Here is a 22,625-nt window from a genome sequence, read left to right on the forward strand (position 1 = left end):
ATGTTCCCCTAAACCGTTCTAACCGAATCGTTGTCCAGCGTATCAAGAGTCAATTTCGCGATTTGATCGTAATGGTAGTGACGAATGGAAGGGTCACGGGCTAAATACCTACCAGCTTGATCCAAGTACGCACCTGGGTTTTCATTCTCGGTTAGCACAAACTTACGAATTCGGATTCCGCGATCATCGCCAGTATATTGACTTACCACCTTCTTGAGACTGGCACACCAATGCACCCCGGATTTTAGCTGTTCGATGATAGACGATGGGTCGAGGCTCTTCGTTTTGAACTCGAACAGATAGGCATTGATGGCGCGTTGATAGCACTGGAAAACTACAAAGTCGCAGCGTTTAGACCACGGGCGTCCGTTGTCATCGAGAAAATGGAATAGCCGTTCCTTGGGCCCATCGAGCTTGATCGCGAATGCCTTACCTTCGAAGGGTAGGGCGAGCTTGCGAGTGACTTTCCTTGTTGAGCCTTCGCGAAAGTATTTTTCAGTGAGACTGATAGTTCCCGATGCACCCTCGTCAACTATGTAGTCGTCCGATAGGTACGCTCGAAGATGATCGAAGTAGCTTGATGCATCGAGGCTCATTGAAGTCCCTCGATCTGGCCCGTGACTGCGGCGGTGATTAGGGCTGAACGATACTCCTTCTGTTTCTCAACTGACAGCTCAACGTCGCTTGATATACGCGAGATAGTCCGTAGACGCTCACGGAGGTTCGTCGAGATCAACTCTTGTTCGGCAAGGGGTGGAAAGGGAAATCTGTAATGCCTTAGCTGTTCAGCAGTGAGGTGGTCGATCGTTGTCTGATTGCCCCCAGCGACGAATACAGCATTTGTTGTAGCTGCTTCCATGACAAAGTAGAAGAACTCAGCTGTGTCTTGACTCTTGTCGAAAGAGCGGAGTCGGTGTAACGCCTTTTGGTAGTAGCACTCTTCTAGTTCCCCGCGCCAGATTGCTGCACGACCAACGTAGCTACCACCCTCATTTACAAGCAAATCACCCGGCTCAAGTCGATAGCGCGTTTGAGCTTCAGGGGGAAAATCCATTTTCGGCAGATCAATGACGTTGATCGTGTCCCACTGAACATCGAATACTCGTAGATATGGTTTCGGATGGTCCCCAGCGGAGCGTTCAGCATTCAACATCCGACCGAGCTGTACTTCATATCGATAACCAACAGCAGCAACTTCCCAATAGGCGGGGATTTGACCGAGCCAGTCGATGCCGCTGTCTTTCATGGGCGCGGAAGGATTGAGTCCCTTGGTGACAGCCTGGGTGATGATGGCCTGACGTTTCTCCGCCAGCCGCTCCAGTAACTGCTGCTTCTTTTCGATTAGGGCATCAATCTGCGCCGTCTTTTCGTCGAGGAATGCTGCGATTTTTCTCTGCGTTTTGAGCGGTGGAACGGCTATCACCGCATTCTTCATCGCATATTGCCCCAGCCCAAAGCGCGTGACGCCATTCGCTGATAGCTTGAACTGGTCATTTAGTGAGTCTGCTCGGCACAGCCAAGCAAGGTAAGCCCCGTCAAGGCTTCCTGTTTGCGGAGTGAAGATCGCTAGATGGTATCCGCATACTGCATCGGGAATGTCTTCGGCCACCAATGCGGGAATGCCGATGTCGTCCCAACTTTCGCTGTCTTTGGTGATCAGTACCTGCCCGGCACGCAACTTAAACTTCTCTATTTCAGTCTTGGTAGCCGTGCCCTCCATCAACTGCAGGTCAGCGGTGATTCGGTCACGGTAGTAGACGTCCGTATAGTTGCAGAGACGCACAGGGATTTCATCCGGGCTCGCAACCTTATCGACATTGCTCGTCTGAATGTCCGCCACGAATTTGACGCGCGAGGTCGACCACCCAGATGGAAGGGACGCATAGTGCTTTTGCGCTATCTCATCCATGTAGCTCATGCACCTAGCTCCCTGAGTAGCCCGGCTATGTCGTCTTCAATACTTCCGATATCGCTCTCAATCTCCGCCAGCGGCCGCGGCGGCTTGTACACATAGAAGTGACGATTGATAGGAATCTCGTAACCCACCTTGGTCTTGCTGTAGTCCACCCACGCATCTGGCACATGCGGCAGCACCTCGGCCTGCATGTACTCGTCGATCGTCGGCGTCATCAGCGCGACAAGATCATCGTTACGTTGGTCAGGGCCGAAGTGCATCGGCAGCGGTAGCGTGGTGCCAGCGGGCAGTGGGATGTTCTCCGTATCGCGCAGCTCGCTGTCCGGCTCCCAATTGCCATCGGCGTCGTAGCAAATCTCCGCCTTCGGATCGCGCTCGCCCAGCGCGTTCAGGATAGCTTTTTTAACCGGCGCAGGAAGTTTGACCTTGCGCGCCTTCGCAGCCTCCTCCAGGTCTTCGAGGAAGAGCGCACGATCCTTATAGCGGCCCGTGGGACTGAGTGTGCGCAGGACGGCGCGAATCGCATCCTGATGAGCCTGGCCCGCAGCTTCTTCCTCGGCGATGGTCTTGGCGTCCTTGCGCTTCTTTGAGACAGCGAGGTTCGCGAAGGCGGACTGCTCCTCCAGCAATCCGAGGCGCTCTTCCGTGCCCTCAAAGTTCATCCGCAGCGGGCGCTCTACCGTGACCTTGAGGAAGCCGAACTCACGATTCTCAAAGTTGCGGCTGACAACCCTAGATTCAGGCTGGCCGTCAATCTGCACGGTCTCGCGCTCGCCGTCCTTGAAGTTGCCGTAGAGTTCAGTCAGCCGGGCAATGTGACCACCGGGACCATCGGTCAGCTCATTGCGTTTGTTGTTCAGGCTCTTCTTCATCTTCTGATAGAAGCGCGTTCCATCGATGAGCTGCACTTTACCGCGCCGCTCCTGCGGTTTACGATTGGTGACGAGCCACACGTAGGTAAAGATGCCGGTGTTATAGAAGAGCTGATCGGGGAGGGCGACGATGGCATCCAGCCAGTCATTTTCAATGATCCATCGGCGGATGTTGGATGGGCCCGAGCCTGCATCGCCGCTGAAGAGCGGAGAGCCGTTGAAGATGATGGCGATCTTGGACCCCTCGCCCCCTTGTTCGGGAGACGCCTTCATCTTCGAGATCATGTGTTGCAGGAAGAGCAGCGAGCCATCATTAATGGCGGGTAGACCCGCACCGAAGCGGCCGGAGAAGCCGAGCTCCTCGGCTTCCTTTTCCACGACCTTCTGCTGATCCTTCCACTCGACACCAAAAGGCGGATTGGCCAGCATGTAGTGGAACTGCCTGCCGGAGAAGCCGTCTCGGGTCTTACCGTCGCCCAATGTGTCGCCCAGGACAATCTGATCGGTCTCCTCGTCCTTGATGAGCATGTCTGAGCAGCAGATGGCCCAGCTTTCGTCGTTGTATTCCTGGCCGTACAGGCCGAGGTTCGCGGAGGCGTTACCAGCGCGGATGGTCTCCTCGGAGACCGACAACATGCCGCCGGTACCGCAGGCGGGATCATAGATCTCGCGGTAGATACCCGAGCGGTACACGTCCTCTTCGCCGGTGTAGACCAGGTGAGTCATCAGGCGAATGACTTCTCGCGGTGTGAAGTGGTCTCCGGCCTCCTCGTTAGCCTGCTCGTTGAAGCGCATGACGAGGTACTCGAAGAGGTATCCCATCTGGATGTTGTCGATGCGATCTGGATGCAGGTCGACACCCGCCATCGCCTGCACGATGGAGTAAAGGCGGTTGCTGCTGTCGAGCTTCTCGATCTGGTCGCTGAACTTGAACTTCTCGAAGATGCGGCGGGCGGTGTCTGAGAATCCGTTGATGTAGGCGACCAGGTTGGGAGCGATATTCTCGCTATCGTCCAACAGTTTCTGGAAGGTGTAGGCGCTGGTGTTGTAGAGCGGCTGCTTGCGGTCGGCATCGACGACCTTTGTGAGCAGGCGCGGTAGAGCCTTTTCGGGCGTTCGGGCGGCCAAGAGCCGTTTGTGCTCCTTGAGGACCGCTTCTTTGGTTGGTTCGAGGACGCAGTCCAAGCGGCGCAACACTACCATGGGAAGCATAACTAGCCGATACTGCGGCGGACGGTATGGCCCACGCAGACGGTTGGCGATTTCCCAGATTTTTCCGGCGATCTCTTTATGGCGTTCGGTAAGCACTGGCCTCTCTTACTTGCGATGGCTGTTCTGTCGGATGTATTGATATTCTATATCCGCTGAGAAGGCCAGCGGGAGGATTCGATGCGTGGAGTATACGAACATCCAATCGACAGCGGCATCTGGTGGATTCACTACTATGCGGCGGGCAAGCGTCACCGTGAGAAGGTCGGTCGCAAGTCGGATGCCATCAAGCTATACCAAACGCGCAAGGCTGACGCTGCGGCTGGACGGAAGCTGCCAGAACTGCGGAACTCCAAGGTCCTCATTCTGAGTGAACTCATTGACGATGCTTTGGAGTTCACAGCCCACCACAAAGATCAGCGCGGATACATAAGCAAGGGTGAGATTGTACGCGGGGCGCTCGGCTCTCGCCCTGCCGCTGAACTGACTCCACAGGAATTGGAGCGCTGGCTCCGCACCCGCTGCAAGACTGCGGCAACGGCGAACAGATACAAAGCTTTCATCTCCCTTTGCTATCGCGAGGGCATCCGGAACGGCAAAGTCTCGATCAATCCTGCTCGCTTAGTGCGCCAGCGCAAGGAAGGTGCTGGCCGCCTGCGATTCTTGACCCGCGAGGACTTCGACCGACTACATGCGGTGATTTCGAAGCGCTTTCCGGAGCACGTAGCCGAGTTCGTTGTAAGCGTGCATACCGGGATGCGGCTCAGCGAGCAATACTCCTGCACCTGGTCCCAGGTGCATCTTGATCGCAAGACAATCGAGCTCACGAAGACAAAGAACGGCTCGGCGCGTTCTGTCCATCTGAACTCCGATGCCATTGCAGCTCTCGAATCACTCAAGCGCCCACGACAACATGCTTCTGATCCGGTGTTCCCTCGCGAAGGCAGCAAGGGCCGCTTCGACACCCGTTCATGGTTCCAGCCTTGCCTTGTGGATGCTGGCATCAGCGAGTACGTCTGGCATTGCAATCGCCACACGTTCTGCTCCTGGCTTGCTATGGCAGGGGCGAGTATCAAGGAGATTCAGGAAGCTGCGGGCCATAAGACGATTACGATGTCGGCCCGGTATAGCCACCTGTCGCCGGCACACCGGCTGTCAGTGGTGGAGCGGATCGCGTCTGGAGCGAAGTAGGCCTTAGCCTCTTGGTGACATTCCCCTGAGATTCTAGTTCTCGACCTATACTTCCGGAATCCACTAACAGGGAGTCGCAATGTCGATTCAACGTCTCAGGCAGGTTTTAAGCTTGAACTTCACCGTCTCGATCGACAGCTCTCAGGCTACCGTCGCCAAGGTACGGCAGCTCGCCGCCGCACGCGAACAAAGCCTAGCCGATGCAGGGAAACCCCCTTCAGGTGCGAAAGCTGCCCAACTTGTTCCCGCCTTGGCTAACACGCCATTGATGACGTTTCGCGCAATTGACTTGCTTCGTAAGACGGGTGAGTTGACTACTCCACAGTGGGCCAACATGGCTCGACTAAGTGCTAGTTGGGCGACTCGGCGGTACTTTTGGGCAATAGCGACTGCAAATACTTCGCCTAGCCGATTCCGGATCAACGAGGAATGCAAGGATCTGGATTTTCATCAAAAGACACTTATGTCCGATGAATTTGGAGTAGGCTTCGCTGGTCTCGCTATGGAAAGGCTCTTCAACAGCAATTCATGGGTGGACGTCTCAGTGGCCCTAGCCGATCGCACGAGGTATCAGAATATCCGCCGCCAAGGACGACTCCAACCTGACTATCTGATGTGGCAGGATATCCCAGATGCTCCGTATTACGTTGTCGAATGCAAAGGAAGTCAAACGCAAAGAGGCGTGTCGATGGACCAGATCAGAAGGGGCCTCGAACAGGTTCCGGCTCTTCGTTTCGGGCTCCAAGGCCGACCCGTGGAAAGGTTGGTGGTCGCTACTCTTTTACAAACCACCAATACGACAGTGTTCATTGTGGACCCCGAAGATGACGAGACTGAAGAAGAGCGCAACAAACGCATCAAAGTAGAGGACTCAAAGGCGACATCTGAAAAGATTTCTGAAAACATCTACTTCATCCCCGATCCAGAGCATTTCGAAGAGAAGGCGACCGATGCAAGATCAGCTCAACTTCTTAACTGGGCTGGTCAGTATAGATCAGCCGCAACTGTCGAGGCCCGCATCGAAATAGCACCGCGCACAAGAAACGTTCTGGAGAACAGGCCTGTGACGATAAAGGAAGTGGGTGAAGTTCGGTTCGACGGATATCGAGTACCGCTGTTTCCAGAACTCGGAATTGGAAATCTTAACTTGTTTATCGGCGTTGAACACGAGGTTCTCGAATCCGCGACGCATGTCCAAGGCGAGGTTCGTGCAGCGATCAGAGAGCGAAGAGAAACACTCGGCAATCTTCAACGAACGCACGACACCGGTAGGGTCTCCATTGGCCCGTCTGGTACCGTACTCGCCATTGAAGGGCTGGACTAAACGGGTTTGAAGGAGCATCTCCGTTTTGCAGCTCTCTTCTCGGCCGTAGAGTCATGACATTCCCCGGATGTCGAGATGATCTGCCGAGGTTCAGGAGTCGGAGTCAAGGCTCTGCGACCGCGAAGCGGCGCGCGCATGCGCGGCCTTGACGCCGATCCGACCTCGGCTAAGCTCCAAAAATCCGGGGAATGTCACTCTCTGCAATTCATTGCAGACTATAGCGCTCACAAACAGCCATTCGGCCACTTCGCAGAAACGAACAGCCACCAGAACAGCCACCAATGAAAATGACCTCTCGCGCCGGAGAGGTCATTTTCCCTATAAGTCTTTTATTATCTTGGTGCCGGGAGGGGGGGTCGAACCCCCACGAGGTTGCCCTCGGCGGATTTTGAGTCCGCTGCGTCTGCCAGTTCCGCCATCCCGGCGCTCGCTACTTTGATTGGTGGGCGAGAACACAAGTATCGCATCAAAGGGAGCGGTGCTGCAAACGCGCACGAGTTCAAGACCCGTATCAGCGCAATAAGAAAAGCTCCATGAAGCCGAGTCGAACTCGGTCTCATGGAGCTGCATGTGTTGTGGATTAGCGGCTGCTGGGGGACGCGGTGGTCAGGACCTTGATGATGGGCTTGCCTGCTGGCGTTACGGTTACTCCGCCTTCGCGAACGATTTCGGTTGCTGTGATGTCCTTGCCATAGACGGCTTTGTTTGCATCGTCGTCGGTGGCCATCGATGCGCTACCGAGGGACGCGCCGGCGAATAGGCCACCCTTTGCGCGGGAATATGTCAGGACATCGAAGTTCGTGTCGTTGGCGCCTACGGCCTTAGCGCCGCTCGGGCCGGCGACTGCGGTTGCATCGGCACCCAGCTTCAACTTGCCGCTAAGCAGTTTGAGGGCGCTCTTCTTATTTTCAAGAAGGATGACATAGTCTGTCTCTGAGCGGCCAAGCTGCACGCCAAGGCTGCCTACGTCGAGTTTGTACATGGCAGGAGCAGACCAGGCACGATTCATGTCCACACCACTCCGGCAGACAAGTACACCACGGCCATAAGTAACGCCGATACCCACGCCCACTTTCTTAACGGCTGGGAAGACCAGCACGCAGACAGCGCGGTCCAGATACGTCTTTGGGATGGCATTTTCGTGTGCAAGCATCTGGCGTAGCACTTCGGCTGAGGTGCCGAGGCGGTCGTCGATTTTGTTTTGGGCAAACGCGGGAAGCGCCGTGCCAAGCATGAGTAGCAGTAGTGCGCGAAATGTTTTCATGTACTGGCTCTCTCCATTTGCTTCCTCGGAAGCGATCTTCTCTTTTGCTCAAACACTATCGGGCTACTTCTCTGCAGCAATACTGGCAAAACATGCAGTGGGATGTCTGGAACGTATCAACAGGTCCAATGAGCAGCCATAAAACTTTCCAGCACGTTGTCTCTGACAGATAGAGATAACGTGCTGGAAAGTTGGATCGGTGTTCGAGTCGTCTTCGTTTTCGGTGATTCAAGAAAAGCGTGGATCCTCCGCAACCAGACGTTCACGAAGGGCAAACCGCACTAATTCAGCGTTACTCTTCAGGCCAAACTCTTCCATGATTTTGTATTTGTGAAATGCAATCGTGCGTACTGCTACATCGAGAACAGCTGCAGCTTCTTTCATAGAACGTCCTTCGGCAAGAAGCTGCAGTACTTCGCGTTGGCGTGGTGTCAACTCTTTATTTTTGGTTGGCTTCGGATTGCGAATGAATTCATCCATGAGGGGCTGCGCGATGGAAGGTGTGACATATGTTCTTCCATGCAGGATGGAACCCAGTGCGCGCTTTAGCTCTGTGCCTGCGGATTTCTTGAGAAGATAGCCCGAGGCCCAGCTGTGCAGAGCAACGGAGGCCACATCCGGATCTTCGTTCATGGTGACAACAACAAACTTAGTTCGCGGCAGCAGTTTTTTCAGTTGTTGACCGGCATCAATGCCATTTAACAGTGGCATGCCAAGGTCAAGGATTACTACTTCCGGCTTCAATTCCACGGCGCGTGCCAGCAGTCTCTTGCCATCATGGACAAGATCCAACACGTGGTACTCCGGCTCGAGAAGCGCTCGCAAAGCTTCTGCGATGAGGATATGGTCGTCCGCAATCAGAACACCAGGCCGATCCACGGTGTACCCCTTTCTCCCACCTCGAAATCATTCCGCATTCGCTCTTGCCTGCATGACCGCGTCAGGGGAAATCAGGCGGACTGTTTATCTCAGATAGCCACATGTATAGGGAGAGAAACCGAGGAACCCATGCCAGTGGGAGCCTCGTTCTTCAGTATCCATGTTTGAACTGCCTGTTACTTGACCACTGAGCATAGCATCCGTGAAGGGATATGCACCTGTAAGAACTGGCAGTAGTGACTGAAGAGGAATTGCAATGTGATGTTGCTGCACGCATATGGTATGCGAGTTGCATCGAATCGCCGTATCCAGCAGGAGGGGAGCAGTGGTTATCAGTGTTCTCGGGAGCGGCGGGCCAATGCGTTATGCCGTGCTGAGGACCGGTAAACAGTTGTGTGCTATCTGTCGTTCTTTTCGCATTGGGTTAAGCATCTTCATTATTATGGCGATGGCAACATCTGCCTTTGCTTCCAACAGGCAGAGTAACGACAGGATTACGCTGAAAAATGGTGACGTGATCACCTGCGAAATTCGCTCCCTTGAAAAAGGGCAGCTCACCATCAAGCAGCCCAATGCAACTTCGACCGTGATTTTGGATTGGAAGAGCATTGCAACCCTCCAATCGAAGCAATCGTTTGTTGTCGTTGATAACCACGGAAAAACGTTTAGCGGGACGATCCACCAGGACACGACCGATTCCATGCTTCTGGTGGAAGGTGTCTCGTCTGCATCCATACCTCATCATCTGGTTGTAAGCATTCAAGAAACCGATACAAGGTTCTTTCGCAGTTGGCGCGGCGACATTGATCTGGGCATGAACTTCGCTCAGTCGAACTCCCAGAAGCAGCTGACGCTGCAGGGCGACCTGTTTTCACAGACGATGAAGCGCGTCATCGGTGTGAGTGCAAGTACACAGTTCACGAGTCAGTTGGAGACGAGCAACACGCGTGAAACGGACATCAAGGCGGAATACTTCGTGCAGCTGCGACGAACGCGTTGGGCGGAGGGGGGCATCGCCAACTTCCTCTCCAGTTCAGCACAGAAGATCAACCTGCGTACGTCTTTGGGAGCGGCGCTTGCAATGCGTCCGATCATCAGCAACAAGACAGACCTTACCTTCATTGGTGGTTTTGCCTACACCGTTGAAAACGACTCCTCACAAGCAACAACACCACGGTCCAACAGTGTTGATACTGCATTGGCTGTGCAGTATTCCACCTTTCGTTTTGATTCCGTGGATTTTGATACCACGGTGTGGGTCTATCCCAGCCTTACGCAAGAAGGCCGCGTGAGAATGACGTTGAACCAGGATGTCTATGTGAAGTTTTACAAAGACTTCTATTTCCGCGGTAGTTTCTATGACAACTATGACAACCGTCCTACGGTATCAGCACCTACGAACAATCTAGGTACTTCGCTGACAGTGGGATGGTCTTTTCGCTGAGAAGCGGAAGGCTGCCGAGAGGTCTGGCAAATCTGCCAGTGGCATACGACGGTGTGCCCCGATAGCTTGACGGGGTGCAGTGGTAGAAATTAGCCCCGCCTTATTGCTCGTGTAAACAACTTCCGCGATTCATAAGAAAGGGGACGCCCACTATGACAGGAATTCGTTTCGGCCTTGCCCTGACAGTGGTTTTGCTTTCACGCATGTTGCGCGCGCAGAATGCTACTCCCGTTGCATCTCCTCAATCCGGAGGCAATGGTTCACCAGTTCTCTTTGGCACGAATGTGGATGTCGATCAAGGCGCAAAGAGCAAAGGAACAAGTCTTGGTCTGGGTGCTTACGATTCAAAGAAGAAGGATCAAAAGAAGAAAAAGCATCGTGGTGAATTTGCGTTTGCCCCAATTCCTTTGGTGAATCCTTCCATCGGAAATGGAGGAGGCCTTGGCATTATTTACGCCGTCCATCTGGATGGTAGTCCGGAGTCACCGCCATCTGCATTGGGCGCAGCCGGTTTTATCACTTCAACCGGGAGCTGGTCAGCCGGTGGTGGTGGACAGATTCACTTGCGCAACGATAAATACCGGATATTGGTAGCAGTTGGCGGTGGCAAATTCAATTACAACTTCTTCGGTATTGGGGCCAATAGTGGCAACAGGAGTATTCCGCTCTCGCAGACATCGAAGGCCTTCCTTTTAGAACCAAAGATGCGCGTTTATCGGGATTGGTATTTAGGTCCGCGCTATCACATCATTGGCAGCACCGCTGGCTTGAATTCAACGACGTTGGATCCCAGCAAACTTCCTGTTCCACTGCCTTCTACCGTCAATCTTCGGACGGCGGCGCTGGGAATCCGATTGCAGCGAGACTCCAGCGATAGCTCGTTTTATCCCACGAAGGGGTCGTTTTTTGATGTGCTTTCAGATTTCTATGCACCCCAGTTGGGCGGCACACGGACATATCAAAATCTGACGCTCGCCTATAACAAATATTTTCCTCTTGGGCCGAAGAACGTCCTTGCAATCCATGCTTCTTCCTGCATGGTGACAGATGGAGCGCCATTCTACGATGTGTGCGAACTGGGCATGTCCAAAGACCTTCGCGGCTACCAGGTTGGACAGTTTCGCGATGATCGCATGCTGGTGGGGCAGATGGAATTCCGCAGAGATCTGTTCTGGAGAATCGGGGCCACGGCATTTGCTGGGGCGGGAGCAGTTGCGCATGACTGGGGTGGGTTTGGCAATTCACAACCGAAGCCCGGCGGAGGTTTCGGGCTGAGGTTTGTCCTGGCCAAGCGTAATCACATTAATCTGCGGGCGGATTATGCGTGGGGTGATAGCAGTCATGCAGCCTACGTCAGTCTGGGCGAAGCTTTCTGATGTCGGAGAGCGATTCAACGTCTGCCACGGCGAGCACCGATAATACAGATCGACACTGATTCAACAAACAATGCGGGCCATGGTTTTGCCAGCAACCGTTGCTCTGTAGCTCTTTCGCTCTGGTCCAGTCAGACGGAGGAGAGCGAAAGAGCTGACGGAAACGGCGCCGTCCGAGGATTACGTGCAGGCGGGCGTCCGTATCACGGGCATCGCTCCTGGTTTCGCTGTTGGCCATTGCACTGGCCTGGGGCTGGATTTCAAGGACTTTCAGCAGCGCGGAAGCGAGATCGTCCCGCACAAGCGGGAAGAAGCCTGTAAAGGACCAAACGGCAAGGAAGAAAAGGCTTCCACGTGGAAGATGAAGTTCTGTATGCTTCATTGCATCCAAAAAAATCCTGTGTCAATGCAGGCTGCGCGTTTCGCAGTATGCAAACTGTCTTTGTGCACAGTTGCGGACGAAAGTTCGTCCCAGCAGGATGGGATGCGGGGGAAAGACAGCGTGCAAGAAGTTTTGCATCGAGCGACGGTGCTGTGTGTGGATGATGACGCAAGCATAACCCTCCGCGTGCGCGCCATGCTGTCAGATACATACGACATCGTCGCAACCGCCAGCGATGGCGTGGAGGCCTTAGAACAAGCGCTTAAGTTGCGCCCCGACTTTGCCATCCTCGATATCTCCATGCCTCGGATGGATGGACTGGCCGTAGCGCGACATATGCGTAGGGCAGATTGCCCCACAAAAATCATCTTTCTGACATTGATTCAAGACGATGACTATATAGAAATCGCTCGCAAAATTGGCGATGGATATGTCTTGAAGAAGAAACTAACCACCGACTTAGTTGCAGCACTGCAGTCTGCTGCTCACGGCAAGTTTTACTGCTCCATATGGAACAGCAAACGGTGATATGTTACTGATTTTTGTAGGTTTTCTGACATATCACTATGCCTGTTAGATTTGACAGGCCGCCTTACTCTAATTTCATGCACAGCAACAAATATTTTGATGTACGCTATTCGCGAGCGCATATGCACGGAAGAAGCGGAACGATCGCAAGCGTCCTCATCCCGCAATGCCATCCGACAGCCCCGTATCCTGTCGAATCTAAAACTTTGCTGATCTGAAGTCCGTTGAGTGAATCCCCTGGGTTACACGCCTACCCTGACGTGTGCACGAATTGAGGACCTTATGGATAAGTCTGCGAAGGTGTATGCCAGTCATCGATCGTTTGTTCCGTGGTCGTTGAAACAAGCAAACCATGGATTTCATAAGCTAACCGAGCGCTCACCGATTTACAGTCAAGATGCACATGATCCAGTAAGAAAGGGCATCGATGCATTCGCGCGCCTTCACAACTGCGAGTATGTTGCATGGTTGTATCTTCTGGATGGTGGCCGTCTTGCGCCTGTGTATCCTTCCTCACCGAACTCCGTCTTGCTACGTTTTCTGAATGGGGACTTTGACGATCTACAAGGGATTCTGGAGAAGGTTAGTCTTGGAATCCCAGTGTTTTGGCAACGCAAAGAAGCCGCACCACATATATATCCCGTTGACAGTCCTCCGGCTATTTCCGCAATCAACTCGATGATGGCCTTTCCGCACAGCCAGGACGGATTTGGTCAGACGGTTCTCATTCTTGCTTCTCATCGTCATGAAATCGCATGGTCTGCAGATTTTGCTGCGCAGGCCAATCTGTTGCTTGATCTCATGGTTCATGCGGAACAAGCGCGTCGGTCAGTGGAGATGGCGCATTCATCGACGTATGCTGCAGAATTGCTCCTGTCGTCCGTCCCATTTCCCTTGGCCATGTTGAATGCTTCAGGACGGTTTCTTTCTGTAAATTCGCACTTTGAAACTGTGTTGGGATATGAGCAGCAAGAGCTATGGGCAATGCATTACGACGACCTTTTCGCACGGTGCGCTGGAAGCGCCGTACGCAAGAAGGAAAGTGATCTTCAAGCAGGATCTCCGCATGACCGAATGTTGATTCGGAAAGATGGATCTACGCTGTTGGCAAATGTCGTTATTACGACAATGGAGAACCTTGGAAGTCGCCAGCTTGTTGCGCTAAAAATCGTTTCTGGAACAGAGTATGGAGAAAGGGAGTTAGAACAGCGTAAGCGTGAGATACGTGTGCTTACAGCACAGCTACTTCGTTCTCAGGAGGACGAACGAAAGCGTCTTTCGCGTGAACTCCATGACGATATCGGACAGCGACTTTCGCTGGTAACCAGCCAGATTGCTTCGCTGTCTGACGATTCATCGCAACTGCTGTCGGATATGTGCTCAGGGCAGTTGAAACATATTCGCGATGAGTTGGATACTCTCTGCACGGATCTGCACGAGATGTCGCACAACCTTCATTCCTATAAGTTGCAGCACCTTGGTTTGGGACCAGCGATGAAGGCAATGTGCAGAGACTTCGAGCGCCCAGCCTTCCATGTGGATCTGCACATCGATGAGTTCGCGGACCCAATTGCCGAGGATATTGCTCTCTGTCTCTACCGGGTATCACAGGAGGCATTGAACAATGCACTCCATCACGCGAATACGGAGAAGGTTTGCGTCATTATTACTAAGCTCGGGACAACTTATTACATGTCTATTCAGGACACAGGCAGCGGATTTGACACAGGAGTCGCCAAGTCTGGACTCGGATTGATCAGCATGACGGAAAGGGTCAAGTTGCTGAACGGAGAGTTCCGAATTCATTCCATGAAGGGCCGCGGGACGGAAATATGGGCGTCCATTCCTGAAGGAGCGCGCGCGAAGTCTGACTTGGGATTGATGATGTAACTCACTTCCAGGAGCGAGTTACATCATCAATTCGTAGAAGGTGAAGGGGATCAGGAGGTCTACTTAGCAGGTGGAAAAGTCTTGAAGAACTTCGCCACAGACTTGTTCATCTTGTCGATGTTCTTCTCAGGTTTTCCGGAAAGATCTCCGTCGCTTACACCGCGCCAGATAAGTTTCTTCGTCTTCGTATCAAACATCGCAACAACAAGCGTGCCTTGCCGTGTGTTGTAAGTAGAGGTGGTGGCTATGCCCGAACCCCAACGCCAACCGCCACCAGAGTAAAACGTCTGTTCTTCCTGTTGGTTGCGCACCTGGCCGAGCGCCGCAATCGCGACATCGCCACCATCGGCAACCTTCGTCCATCCCTTTGCCTGGAGCTGTTGATCCACAGAAGCCTTGATGCGATCAGCCCAGAGAGAATCAACGGTTTTGACTTGTCCCCAGCTGTAGGTGTGGTAAGAGTTGAAGTTTGTGGAATGGTCGTAGTCCACGCTGGTTTTCTGGGCAGACACCGCAACCGTGGAGGACAGTGCGAACAGAAGCATGGCAGACGCGTGCAGGGTTTTCATGGAATTCATCCTTGAAATGCCAGTTAGAGTTTACGGTTGCACCAGATTCCATGAGGGATCCGGGTCAAAGCTTGTAAGTGTCGGAGCAATCTTGGCAGTATCGGGTCCAAGATCTTTTTCATAAGTACGACCATGCGAATCAGTCATGAATGTCATCACACCGCTGGACTTATATCCTGCTGGATAGGCAAGAATGGCAAAACCTTTGGTGAGTGCACCGTTTGTGAAGTAATTGCGCGCGCCTCCCGGCGCATGCGGCCCTTGTGCGATAAGAATCTTGTAATAGTAGCCGCCATAAGGCGCTCGCTTGGCACCCGATGGGCGAACAATGCCATAGCCCTGATCAGAAGCAGCCGCCAACAGCGGCCCTGCAGGACTTTCGGTATCGTTCCCCTGCGCTTCCCAGTAAAGACCATCATGGAAGCCTGGTCGGCTCCAGAAGCGAGCTGCATAGGCACCTGCCGGCACTCCATCATGGGAGGTCTTGGCGTAGGTGCGTTGCAGCTTCACGAGCTGCAGAGAGGCTTCCATCGCATCGTATTCGTTGCGCCCCACGCGGCGGAACAGCAAATTCTGCTTACCAGCGGCTGAGTCGAAATACCATCCGGATGCGCCTTTGCGAAGAGGAATAGGCGCAGGCCATTGCGTAGGACCAACCACGAGAATCCGGATGCCGCCCGGGCCTTCCATCAGTTCGTGATGATTGTCGTAAGCCTCCAGAAATGCTTGTATGTCGGCTTTGTCTGATCCTGGATCGCCAGAGTTCAATAGATCACGCCCTGTGGGACCTAACAGCTCCGTAAGTGCTTTCGTATCGTTGTTTCTAAGCGCGAGTACGATTGCGTCAGTCGCGGCTTGCGGCGATGGATAGGTCTTCTCATGATCCTGCGCCAGCAGGGAGAAGGGGATTGCCAAAGCTGTCGTGATGGCAACTTTGGCGACCCATGAGGTTAGGGAAGTATTGCGATTCAAGTTCATCTACGACCTCCGCGTCGTCCACCGCCACCGTGGAATCCACCACCACTGCGGGCTCCGCCGAAGCTGCCAGCTCCACGAGACTGCGCCTGGCGGGTTGATGGACCGTTACCTGGATGGAATGATCCACCCATATCGTTATGGGGCTGCTGGTAGCCAGAGTGGGACATTCCCTGCGGGCTGCCACCTCCGCGCTGCGGAGTCTGCATAGCGCCGTAACGGTTCTGCCCGCCACCATTGGGTGGCGCAGCCCGACCAACATTTCCGTTCGGAGGTGCGCCACCGCCGCCGTTAGGAGGACGTCCGCCACCACCGTTGGGGGGCATGCCACCACCGCCATTTGGTGGATGTCCACCGCCGCCGTTGGGAGGTCTATACCCCCCACCACCATTGGGAGGATGTGGTCCATATCCTCCGCCACCATTTGGACCATAGGGGCGAGGTCCGGGGCCAGGTCCGGGAGGCCCCCAGTGCGGCGGTGGTGGTCGCATGGGCGGGGGCGGCGGCGGATGTCCCCAAGACCAGCCCCATCCTCCCCATCCCCAAGGGTAGCTATTATTCATCCACGCACCGAGGGCGATACCTGCGCCAAAGCTAATGACTGCAGTCGCAACCACCGCCCCTGTGCTGGGGCCCGGAGGAGGCGCTGCGTAAACAACCGTCGGGTTGTACTGAGGCACATATACAACCTGTGGGTTGGCCGGTTCGATGACGATTGTCTGCTGGCCAGAGGTGGTTTGCACCTCGACCTTCTGTTGCGAATTCGTCTTCAAATTGCCGGCTTTTTGTGCCTGTTTGCGCAGAGATTGAATGGTGTCTTGCACCATCTTCTGATTGGCCTTGTAGGCATACCCGATCTGAGCGTAGTCATTGACATGCTGCGCCATCTGATCGAGTACCTGCGGGAAATTCACAAGGGCAATGAACGCAGGATCAAAATTCTGTTGCTGCGCTGCGTTGCTTAGGGCCTCGCCTGTCAGCCCCTTTTGCTGATGAATCCAATTGTCCACATTGACGATCTGCTGAGGGTCGCTGGCTGCATTGCAGATCTGCGATAGCAACTGATCTGGATACAGTGCCACCGGTGCCAATAGCGTGCGCAGTTGATCCTGCGTCGGCATCGTTGTCGTCTGTGTTTGTGCTGTGGTCGTCTGCGCACAAGAAACCGCTGGCGCCATCACACTCACCGTCTGAAGTGTGAAAAGTGAAACGATCAGCGGCGGAACCACGAAGCCGGGGTGTCGCATACTCATCCTCCACGCGGATTAGGTGAAACATCCGCGCCCTGTAGAAAGTGACAATAAAGCGGTGTCGCATGCGCAAAAACTGTCATAACGTACAGTTCACGCAGCTTTCTTGAGAGCCAGTTTTGTTTCAGAAAAATCAGCGACAAAGTGCACTATCTTCGGTCAATCCCAATTCGGACTACGGATTGAGTCCGACCAGAGAGCCATGTGTTTTCGATCTGGTTTTTGGGGCGACGGCTGTTGCGCGGAAATGTTGCAGCTCTTTCACGAGTGTCTGACCTCTCCATCGCTGAGAGTCTGCCTGCGCATACAGAGAACGGGTAAGTCCGAAAATCTGCGTCTGTAAATCCGGGCTGGCATGTAAGGTTACAACGTCGCTGAAAGACTGGCCTGGATACAGGCGGGCGAACCACTGTAAGAGGCAGTTGTAGGTTATGGGCGCGTCATCTTTTTTCGCTGCATGGATTAACCGGTGAAAGTAAGCCGTTTCCGATTCCTGCTGCTTCTTCCGTAGGGCAACCACACGAGGTCGTAAGGCCTGAACTGTTAGGTACACGAAGTAAATGATGGCCACGCAGAGTATTCCTTGCAACGTGATCACTGCAATCCGTCGCCAATGAATGCTTGCCTTCCTCTTTGGTGCTTGTTCGGTTTGTTCGTTTCGCTGTGGCGGTGGAAGCTCCGCAACCAGGCCGGGGTTGGTCGCCGCCTGGAAGGATGTCGGCGGTAATGATGCCGTCGCCAAACGGTGCGTATTGAGATTCCACCACTGCAATTCGATGGCGGGTAGCGTATAGGCGCCCGGCTTTTCTACGTAGTATTTGGCTGTTTCAATACGTTGGCCATAAACGAAGTCGCCACGTGGCGTTTTCTGATCGCGCACAGCGGGCTCGCTGCTGTAGATGCGAAGACCATCTGGTGCTGCAAACTGCAGCGGAGGAATTAGCATCGCCTGCATCTTGCTCGCGGTGATGGTAACAGTGCGTTCGATGGTGTCGCCGGCCTGAATCTTCTTCAGAGAACGTGACCACTTCTCCGTGATAGTCAATTGCGTGGTCGGTAGAAAGTAAGCGAGACCTCGAGCGGCGGCAGGGACGTCTGCGTGAAAGCTGAGAGTGGGAACCACAACTTGTGCCATGGTGGTTTTAGGCGGTGTCTGCGCATAAGGGACAGACAGCTTGATCGTGGGCAGACGGAAATCGCCGGCCTGCTGCGGATAAATCACGTATGTTTGAGTGATCCCAAAATACTTCGCGTCACCGATCTGCGTATTCGAATTCTCAGGCCGATCTTGCGGCATAACCACCACCGCATTTTCCATTTCAAATTCAGGGAAATCCGGAGAGCCAGTGAAGTAGTTCGGCACAAAAACAGAAACGATCAACTTGACCGGCTGCCCGACCATGATGTTCTGTGACGGCTCAAAATGAGCACGTACCACGGGCGATTGTGCTAGCACATGCAGGGAAGTAAATAGGATGATAGCCAGAAGAAGACGTCTCATGGACGACGCTCCTTCGCATCCTGTATCGCAAACCGTTTTCGAAGAAAGTCAGCAGGCGAGGTTTGAATATTTCGCATCCATATATCCGCTGTAGTGACCGGCTTGATATTGGTACGCGTCCTCTTTCCCTGCTTCCCTTTGTCGTCAAAGCGAACTTGATCCGGCGGCAGATTGGGAGCCTCCTCGACTTGTTCCTTCTTCTCTTTCTTTTGCTCTTTGGGCTTTGGGATCAACGACTGTACAAGCGCAAGATTGTCTTTCGCTTCCTTCCAGTCAGGACGTCGCAGCAATGCCTGATGAAATGCTTCAACCGCTGCTGGATATCTACCGCTGTGTGCCAGCGCGTCTCCCTGATTGAACCAGGCCTCTGCGCTATCGTTCAGGGCGAAAGCATTCAGTGCTGCATCGTAATCTCCCATGCGAGCCAGAGCGAGGCCGCGCCACATCGGGTCTTCGAAATGTTCCGCGGCTTTTTTGTAATCTTTTTTTTGAAAGTAATAACGACCCTGCTGATCGGGTGTCATCCAGATATCCATCCATGAAAAGTGCGACGACGTGTCGGGTCCTTCCATAGCGAAAGCCGAGGTCGGCAGCAGCAGAGCAAATGCGAACAGCGCCGCCGTCCATCGAATCGTCCACCCTTTGCGAAACCAGAAGGCACTCAGTACAGCGAGCGGTATAGAAAGCAGATAACCCTCATCAATCCATCGCGTGCGCGTGTTTTTCTGTTCCAGCAGTTCCATGTGATGCTGCGTGTGATGTTGAATCCACTGAATGTCATCGTCGTCAGGCGTCAACGTACTTGCATCAATGCCGTCACGGCTCAGGGCACGCAGAGCAGCAATATCCAACTTCGAGAACACACGTCTTCCGCTGTGATCTTCCAAAAAGTGAGAAGGCCCATCCTGCACAGGACCACCCTCGGATGTCCCTACCCCAAGAACCAGAATTTCATCCGGTTGGTCCTGTTTTTTTGTGAACTGCTGAAAGGAAGGCAATGCGCTTGGTTCAATGCCATCCGTAACGAAAAGGATCGTACCGGGAACAGTTTCATCTTTCACGAAATCCTCAATGGCATGCAGCGCTCTCGCAGAATCCTTGCCTTCATGCGGCATTAGGTTGGTTCTGAGCGTGTCCAGATAGATATCGAACAAGGATTCATCTGTAGTGAAAGGGAGCACCATGTATGCATGGTCCGCATAAGCGAACAATGCAGTACGGCCGCCATTGCGTCTATGGATCAGGTCACGCAACTTCAGCTTCACGCGTTCAAGTCGTGTCGGATTCAGATCCACGGCGTTCATGGTTGTCGACAGATCAAGTGCAATAACGAGTGGTGCCTTATCTTCTGCAAAAGGAGGTTGTTCGCGTCGCCAGGTAGGTCCTGCGGCGGCGAGTGTCCCCAGGGCAATTACCAGCGATAGCAGATGCACCGGACGAAAACGCCAGCGATGTTTGCGTGGAACAATCAGATGATCCAGAAGCGCTGGTTCAATCAATCCCTGCCACGGACGGCGAGCATTCTCTCGCATGAAGAGCGAGGCATAAAACACAGGAATAGCCAGCATCATCCAAAGCCAATGCGGTCGCAGGAAATGGAGAAGCTGCCACCATTCACGCAGACTCATAAGCGCACTTTCAGCATGGCGATATCAGTCGCCTGCGCGCCCGAGGCGTTCTGTGTTCGACGGTGCCACAGACTCATCCCAATGCCAATGAGAAGCATCAGCATGTTGTATCCCACTATGAGCAGAAGAGCTGCACCAATAGGAATCATTGCCAGTTCGCGGCGCGGTTGATAGCTCAGCGTCTTGAAGTTCTGAGGTGTGATCCGATCCAATTCGCGATAGGCACTTTCCAACTCGGCTCGATTTTCACCGTGGAATACTTTGCCACCGGTAGAACTCGCAATCTGCTCTAGCGCGGCATAATCCATCTTGTCCTCGCCGGTTGCATGTGGATCACCTAGTCCAACTGCATGGATCACAATGTGATTCTCTTTTGCAATCTCGGCAGCACGCCGAGGAGGCATGCGGCTTCCCGTATCGTTACCGTCTGTCAGCAGAATCAGAACACGCTGCTTTGCGTCGCTTGCATTGAATTGCTTGATTGCAAGCCCAATGGCGTCACCAATCATGGTCTGAGGTCCAGCCATACCAGCATCAATCTGTGCCAGCATCTGTTGGCACGCTTCATGGTCCAGAGTGAAAGGAGTTACAGGGTATGCCGTTTGTCCAAAGACAATCAATCCAATTTGGTCATGCTTTCTACGACGGATGAAATCGGCAACCACTTGCTTCACAGCATCCACGCGACGCATCCGTTTTCCGTCGGGCGTATGGAAGTCGGGTGTCTCCATCGATTGTGAAATATCGAGTGCCAACATCAGATCGCGTCCCGGTTCAATCTTTTGAACGGGCGGTTCAATGTACTGCGGTCGCGCAAGGGCTACAACGATCAGGGCCCAACTGAACACGCTAAAAATTTTTTCCAGCCAGTTTGTTCTTAAGATCACTGCTTGATGTTGCGGTGTCAGACCGAGAGACGATGCCACAAAATGAAAGAATGTAATCCGCAGCGAATCCTGTTCCTCACGATAGGGCGGAAGCAGCCAATACAGGACAAGCGGAAGCGGGAGAATCGCAAGTAGCCACGGATGCTCAAGCCGATACATGCTTCTCCCCCTTTCGCGGTGCCTGGTGATGCTCTATCCAGAGAGAAGCGGCACTCCGTATCGCCGATTCGTCTTCACGAGACGGCTCAGCAGTCGAGAAAGCTAACATTTCGAGTTGACCAGCAATTGCACTGTCGAATGGAGCTTGCTTCACGGATGCATTCAGGAATGTCAGCCATGCAGACCCTGTCAATGCCGCAACCTGTGTGCGAGGCCATGCAGATAATGCGGTGCGTTTCAGTAGTTCTGAGATATGGCGCACATCGGTATGTGCAAGTTCATGCAATGCTTCTCGACGATAACGATCTTTTCTCCAGCGATGCCAAAGAAATGAGAGCAGCGCAATCAACAGGATCGCCAGAATAGAAAGGGTCGCGTAGGACCCCACCGTTTGCGGACGCCAGGACGGCGGTGGTGGCTGATAGAAATCATGTAGCTGTTCCAGCGGGGCTCTCATAGCCGCCTCCGATGGGTGGCGACATGTCCCAATAAATGGCGGATTTGTTGTGACACATCCTCACTGGTGGAGAGTGGAAGAATCGGAATATTCAACTCGTGTTGCCAGGACAAGACCTCGTTTAAGCGTTCTTCTAAGGCCATATGCAGATCGTCACGCACTTTCTGTTTCTCCAGATGGAGTTCGATCTGCAGCGCTGCATTGGAAACAACAAAACGGCTACGGATGGCAGACGCGAGTGAAAGAGGATCGTAAACAAGGCAGCAGACCACATCGTTTGATTGCGAGAGATGGAGCAGAAGATCGCGCGTCTTTGCATCCGCACCATCGAAGTCGCTTGCAATAAGAATGAGCGCATCGCGCGGACACAGGCGCGCCGTCTTCTCCAGCATTTCATTCAATTTTTCGGGCGCAGCTGGTTGTGTCTGTGCACTGTGTAATTCCTGGTTGAGTTTAACGACCCGATCCAATATGCGCAGCACGGTGGCACGACTACGTCGCATGGGAACCTGCTCACTGCCAGTGTCGTTGAACACATACGCACCAATACGATCTCCCTGGGAAAAGACGCGCCATGCAAGCAGTGCCGTCACTTCCGCAGCCACGACAGACTTCATGCTGCGACTGCTGCCAAAGAACATATTGATACGTTGATCCACGAGGACCAGCGTGGGCCGATCTCGCTCTTCTGAATACACACGGACGTATGGCTTCTGCATGCGCGCAGTGACATGCCAGTCGATGGATCGAACATCATCGCCAGCCACATAGTTACGGAGCTCTTCAAAATCCAGACCGCGTCCGCGAATATGGGACGTGCGACGGCCAAAGAGGAGACTGCGAACTGGTTGACTGTGGCGCAGCGAGAAGCCGCGCGCACGAAACTCTAACGCGATGAGGGAATCGAGTTCCGCGTATGCGCCCATGC

At 53.6% G+C, this 22,625-nt stretch carries 19 protein-coding genes and 1 tRNA gene; 6 read left to right on the forward strand and 14 right to left on the reverse strand.

The genetic code is table 11. The features are described 5' to 3' along the window. Nucleotides 1-8 precede the first annotated feature (8 nt). From JAO32_RS00650 to JAO32_RS00660, 3 genes are read right to left on the reverse strand one after another with little or no spacing between them, the layout of a single operon-like run. The gene (locus tag JAO32_RS00650) at nucleotides 9-596 is read right to left on the reverse strand and encodes a hypothetical protein (protein ID WP_334236614.1); all 588 of its coding nucleotides are present in this window, start codon (nucleotides 594-596) and stop codon (nucleotides 9-11) included. After that, nucleotides 593-1,918: a restriction endonuclease subunit S gene (locus JAO32_RS00655; RefSeq protein WP_334236615.1), complete on the reverse strand. Its 1,326-nt coding sequence runs from the start codon at nucleotides 1,916-1,918 to the stop codon at nucleotides 593-595. Before JAO32_RS00655 ends, JAO32_RS00650 begins: the two co-directional genes overlap by 4 nt. Further along, on the reverse strand, nucleotides 1,915-4,095 hold the full coding sequence (locus tag JAO32_RS00660; RefSeq protein ID WP_334236616.1) for a type I restriction-modification system subunit M: 2,181 nt from the start codon (nucleotides 4,093-4,095) through the stop codon (nucleotides 1,915-1,917). Before JAO32_RS00660 ends, JAO32_RS00655 begins: the two co-directional genes overlap by 4 nt. Nucleotides 4,096-4,176: 81 nt before the next feature. On the opposite strand from JAO32_RS00660, the gene JAO32_RS00665 reads away from it, so the two are divergent. Beyond that, nucleotides 4,177-5,187: a tyrosine-type recombinase/integrase gene (locus JAO32_RS00665; RefSeq protein ID WP_334236617.1), complete on the forward strand. Its 1,011-nt coding sequence runs from the start codon at nucleotides 4,177-4,179 to the stop codon at nucleotides 5,185-5,187. 79 nt (nucleotides 5,188-5,266) lie between these two features. Continuing rightward, entirely contained in the window at nucleotides 5,267-6,511 is a 1,245-nt protein-coding gene (locus tag JAO32_RS00670; protein ID WP_334236618.1) for a hypothetical protein, read from the forward strand. A gap of 338 nt (nucleotides 6,512-6,849) precedes the next feature. Here the strand turns inward: JAO32_RS00670 and JAO32_RS00675 are convergent. The 3 genes from JAO32_RS00675 to JAO32_RS00685 form a co-directional block, all read right to left on the reverse strand. After that, nucleotides 6,850-6,936 (reverse strand) — tRNA-Leu (locus tag JAO32_RS00675). 155 nt (nucleotides 6,937-7,091) lie between these two features. Next, nucleotides 7,092-7,775, reverse strand: coding sequence for a lipid-binding SYLF domain-containing protein (locus JAO32_RS00680; protein ID WP_334236619.1), 684 nt, complete (start codon nucleotides 7,773-7,775; stop codon nucleotides 7,092-7,094). Nucleotides 7,776-8,003: 228 nt separating this feature from the next. Then, nucleotides 8,004-8,654 carry a response regulator transcription factor gene (locus JAO32_RS00685; protein WP_334236620.1) on the reverse strand — a complete coding sequence of 217 codons (651 nt, stop codon included), beginning with the start codon at nucleotides 8,652-8,654 and terminating at the stop codon, nucleotides 8,004-8,006. A gap of 442 nt (nucleotides 8,655-9,096) precedes the next feature. Here JAO32_RS00685 and JAO32_RS00690 point away from each other — a divergent pair, with 442 nt between their 5' ends. The 4 genes from JAO32_RS00690 to JAO32_RS00705 all read left to right on the forward strand — a co-directional run bounded on the left by JAO32_RS00690 (nucleotide 9,097) and on the right by JAO32_RS00705 (nucleotide 14,271). Next, nucleotides 9,097-10,098 (forward strand): DUF481 domain-containing protein, encoded by a 1,002-nt coding sequence (locus JAO32_RS00690; protein WP_334236621.1) that lies wholly within the window; start codon nucleotides 9,097-9,099, stop codon nucleotides 10,096-10,098. A 152-nt stretch (nucleotides 10,099-10,250) separates the two neighbouring features. Then, nucleotides 10,251-11,474, forward strand: a complete 1,224-nt coding sequence (locus JAO32_RS00695) for a BamA/TamA family outer membrane protein (protein ID WP_334236622.1) — start codon at nucleotides 10,251-10,253, stop codon at nucleotides 11,472-11,474. 181 nt (nucleotides 11,475-11,655) lie between these two features. Beyond that, nucleotides 11,656-12,381, forward strand: a complete 726-nt coding sequence (locus JAO32_RS00700) for a response regulator (protein WP_334236623.1) — start codon at nucleotides 11,656-11,658, stop codon at nucleotides 12,379-12,381. 282 nt (nucleotides 12,382-12,663) lie between these two features. Next, a complete protein-coding gene (locus tag JAO32_RS00705; RefSeq protein WP_334236624.1) occupies nucleotides 12,664-14,271 on the forward strand; it encodes a sensor histidine kinase in 1,608 nt (535 codons plus the stop codon). Between the two features lie 59 nt (nucleotides 14,272-14,330). Here JAO32_RS00705 and JAO32_RS00710 read toward each other — a convergent pair whose 3' ends face one another. From JAO32_RS00710 to JAO32_RS00745, 8 genes are all read right to left on the reverse strand, one after another. Continuing rightward, complete coding sequence (locus JAO32_RS00710) at nucleotides 14,331-14,840, reverse strand: DUF4136 domain-containing protein (RefSeq protein ID WP_334236625.1); 510 nt, start codon at nucleotides 14,838-14,840, stop codon at nucleotides 14,331-14,333. A 30-nt stretch (nucleotides 14,841-14,870) separates the two neighbouring features. Continuing rightward, nucleotides 14,871-15,818: a DUF2950 domain-containing protein gene (locus JAO32_RS00715; RefSeq protein WP_334236626.1), complete on the reverse strand. Its 948-nt coding sequence runs from the start codon at nucleotides 15,816-15,818 to the stop codon at nucleotides 14,871-14,873. Then, on the reverse strand, nucleotides 15,815-17,062 hold the full coding sequence (locus JAO32_RS00720) for a DUF3300 domain-containing protein (RefSeq protein ID WP_334236627.1): 1,248 nt from the start codon (nucleotides 17,060-17,062) through the stop codon (nucleotides 15,815-15,817). The genes JAO32_RS00715 and JAO32_RS00720 overlap by 4 nt, the downstream gene beginning before the upstream one ends. A gap of 178 nt (nucleotides 17,063-17,240) precedes the next feature. Then, a complete protein-coding gene (locus JAO32_RS00725) occupies nucleotides 17,241-18,566 on the reverse strand; it encodes a BatD family protein (RefSeq protein ID WP_334236628.1) in 1,326 nt (441 codons plus the stop codon). Further along, nucleotides 18,563-20,194 (reverse strand): VWA domain-containing protein, encoded by a 1,632-nt coding sequence (locus tag JAO32_RS00730; RefSeq protein WP_334236629.1) that lies wholly within the window; start codon nucleotides 20,192-20,194, stop codon nucleotides 18,563-18,565. The genes JAO32_RS00725 and JAO32_RS00730 overlap by 4 nt, the downstream gene beginning before the upstream one ends. Continuing rightward, nucleotides 20,191-21,240 (reverse strand): vWA domain-containing protein, encoded by a 1,050-nt coding sequence (locus JAO32_RS00735; protein WP_334236630.1) that lies wholly within the window; start codon nucleotides 21,238-21,240, stop codon nucleotides 20,191-20,193. Before JAO32_RS00735 ends, JAO32_RS00730 begins: the two co-directional genes overlap by 4 nt. Continuing rightward, nucleotides 21,227-21,697 carry a DUF4381 domain-containing protein gene (locus JAO32_RS00740; RefSeq protein WP_334236631.1) on the reverse strand — a complete coding sequence of 157 codons (471 nt, stop codon included), beginning with the start codon at nucleotides 21,695-21,697 and terminating at the stop codon, nucleotides 21,227-21,229. The genes JAO32_RS00735 and JAO32_RS00740 overlap by 14 nt, the downstream gene beginning before the upstream one ends. Then, entirely contained in the window at nucleotides 21,694-22,623 is a 930-nt protein-coding gene (locus tag JAO32_RS00745) for a DUF58 domain-containing protein (RefSeq protein WP_334236632.1), read from the reverse strand. The genes JAO32_RS00740 and JAO32_RS00745 overlap by 4 nt, the downstream gene beginning before the upstream one ends. Between the last annotated feature and the right edge of the window lie 2 nt (nucleotides 22,624-22,625).

It is taken from the genome of Terriglobus sp. ADX1 (assembly GCF_036877645.1).
Taxonomy (GTDB): Bacteria; Acidobacteriota; Terriglobia; order Terriglobales; family Acidobacteriaceae; genus Terriglobus.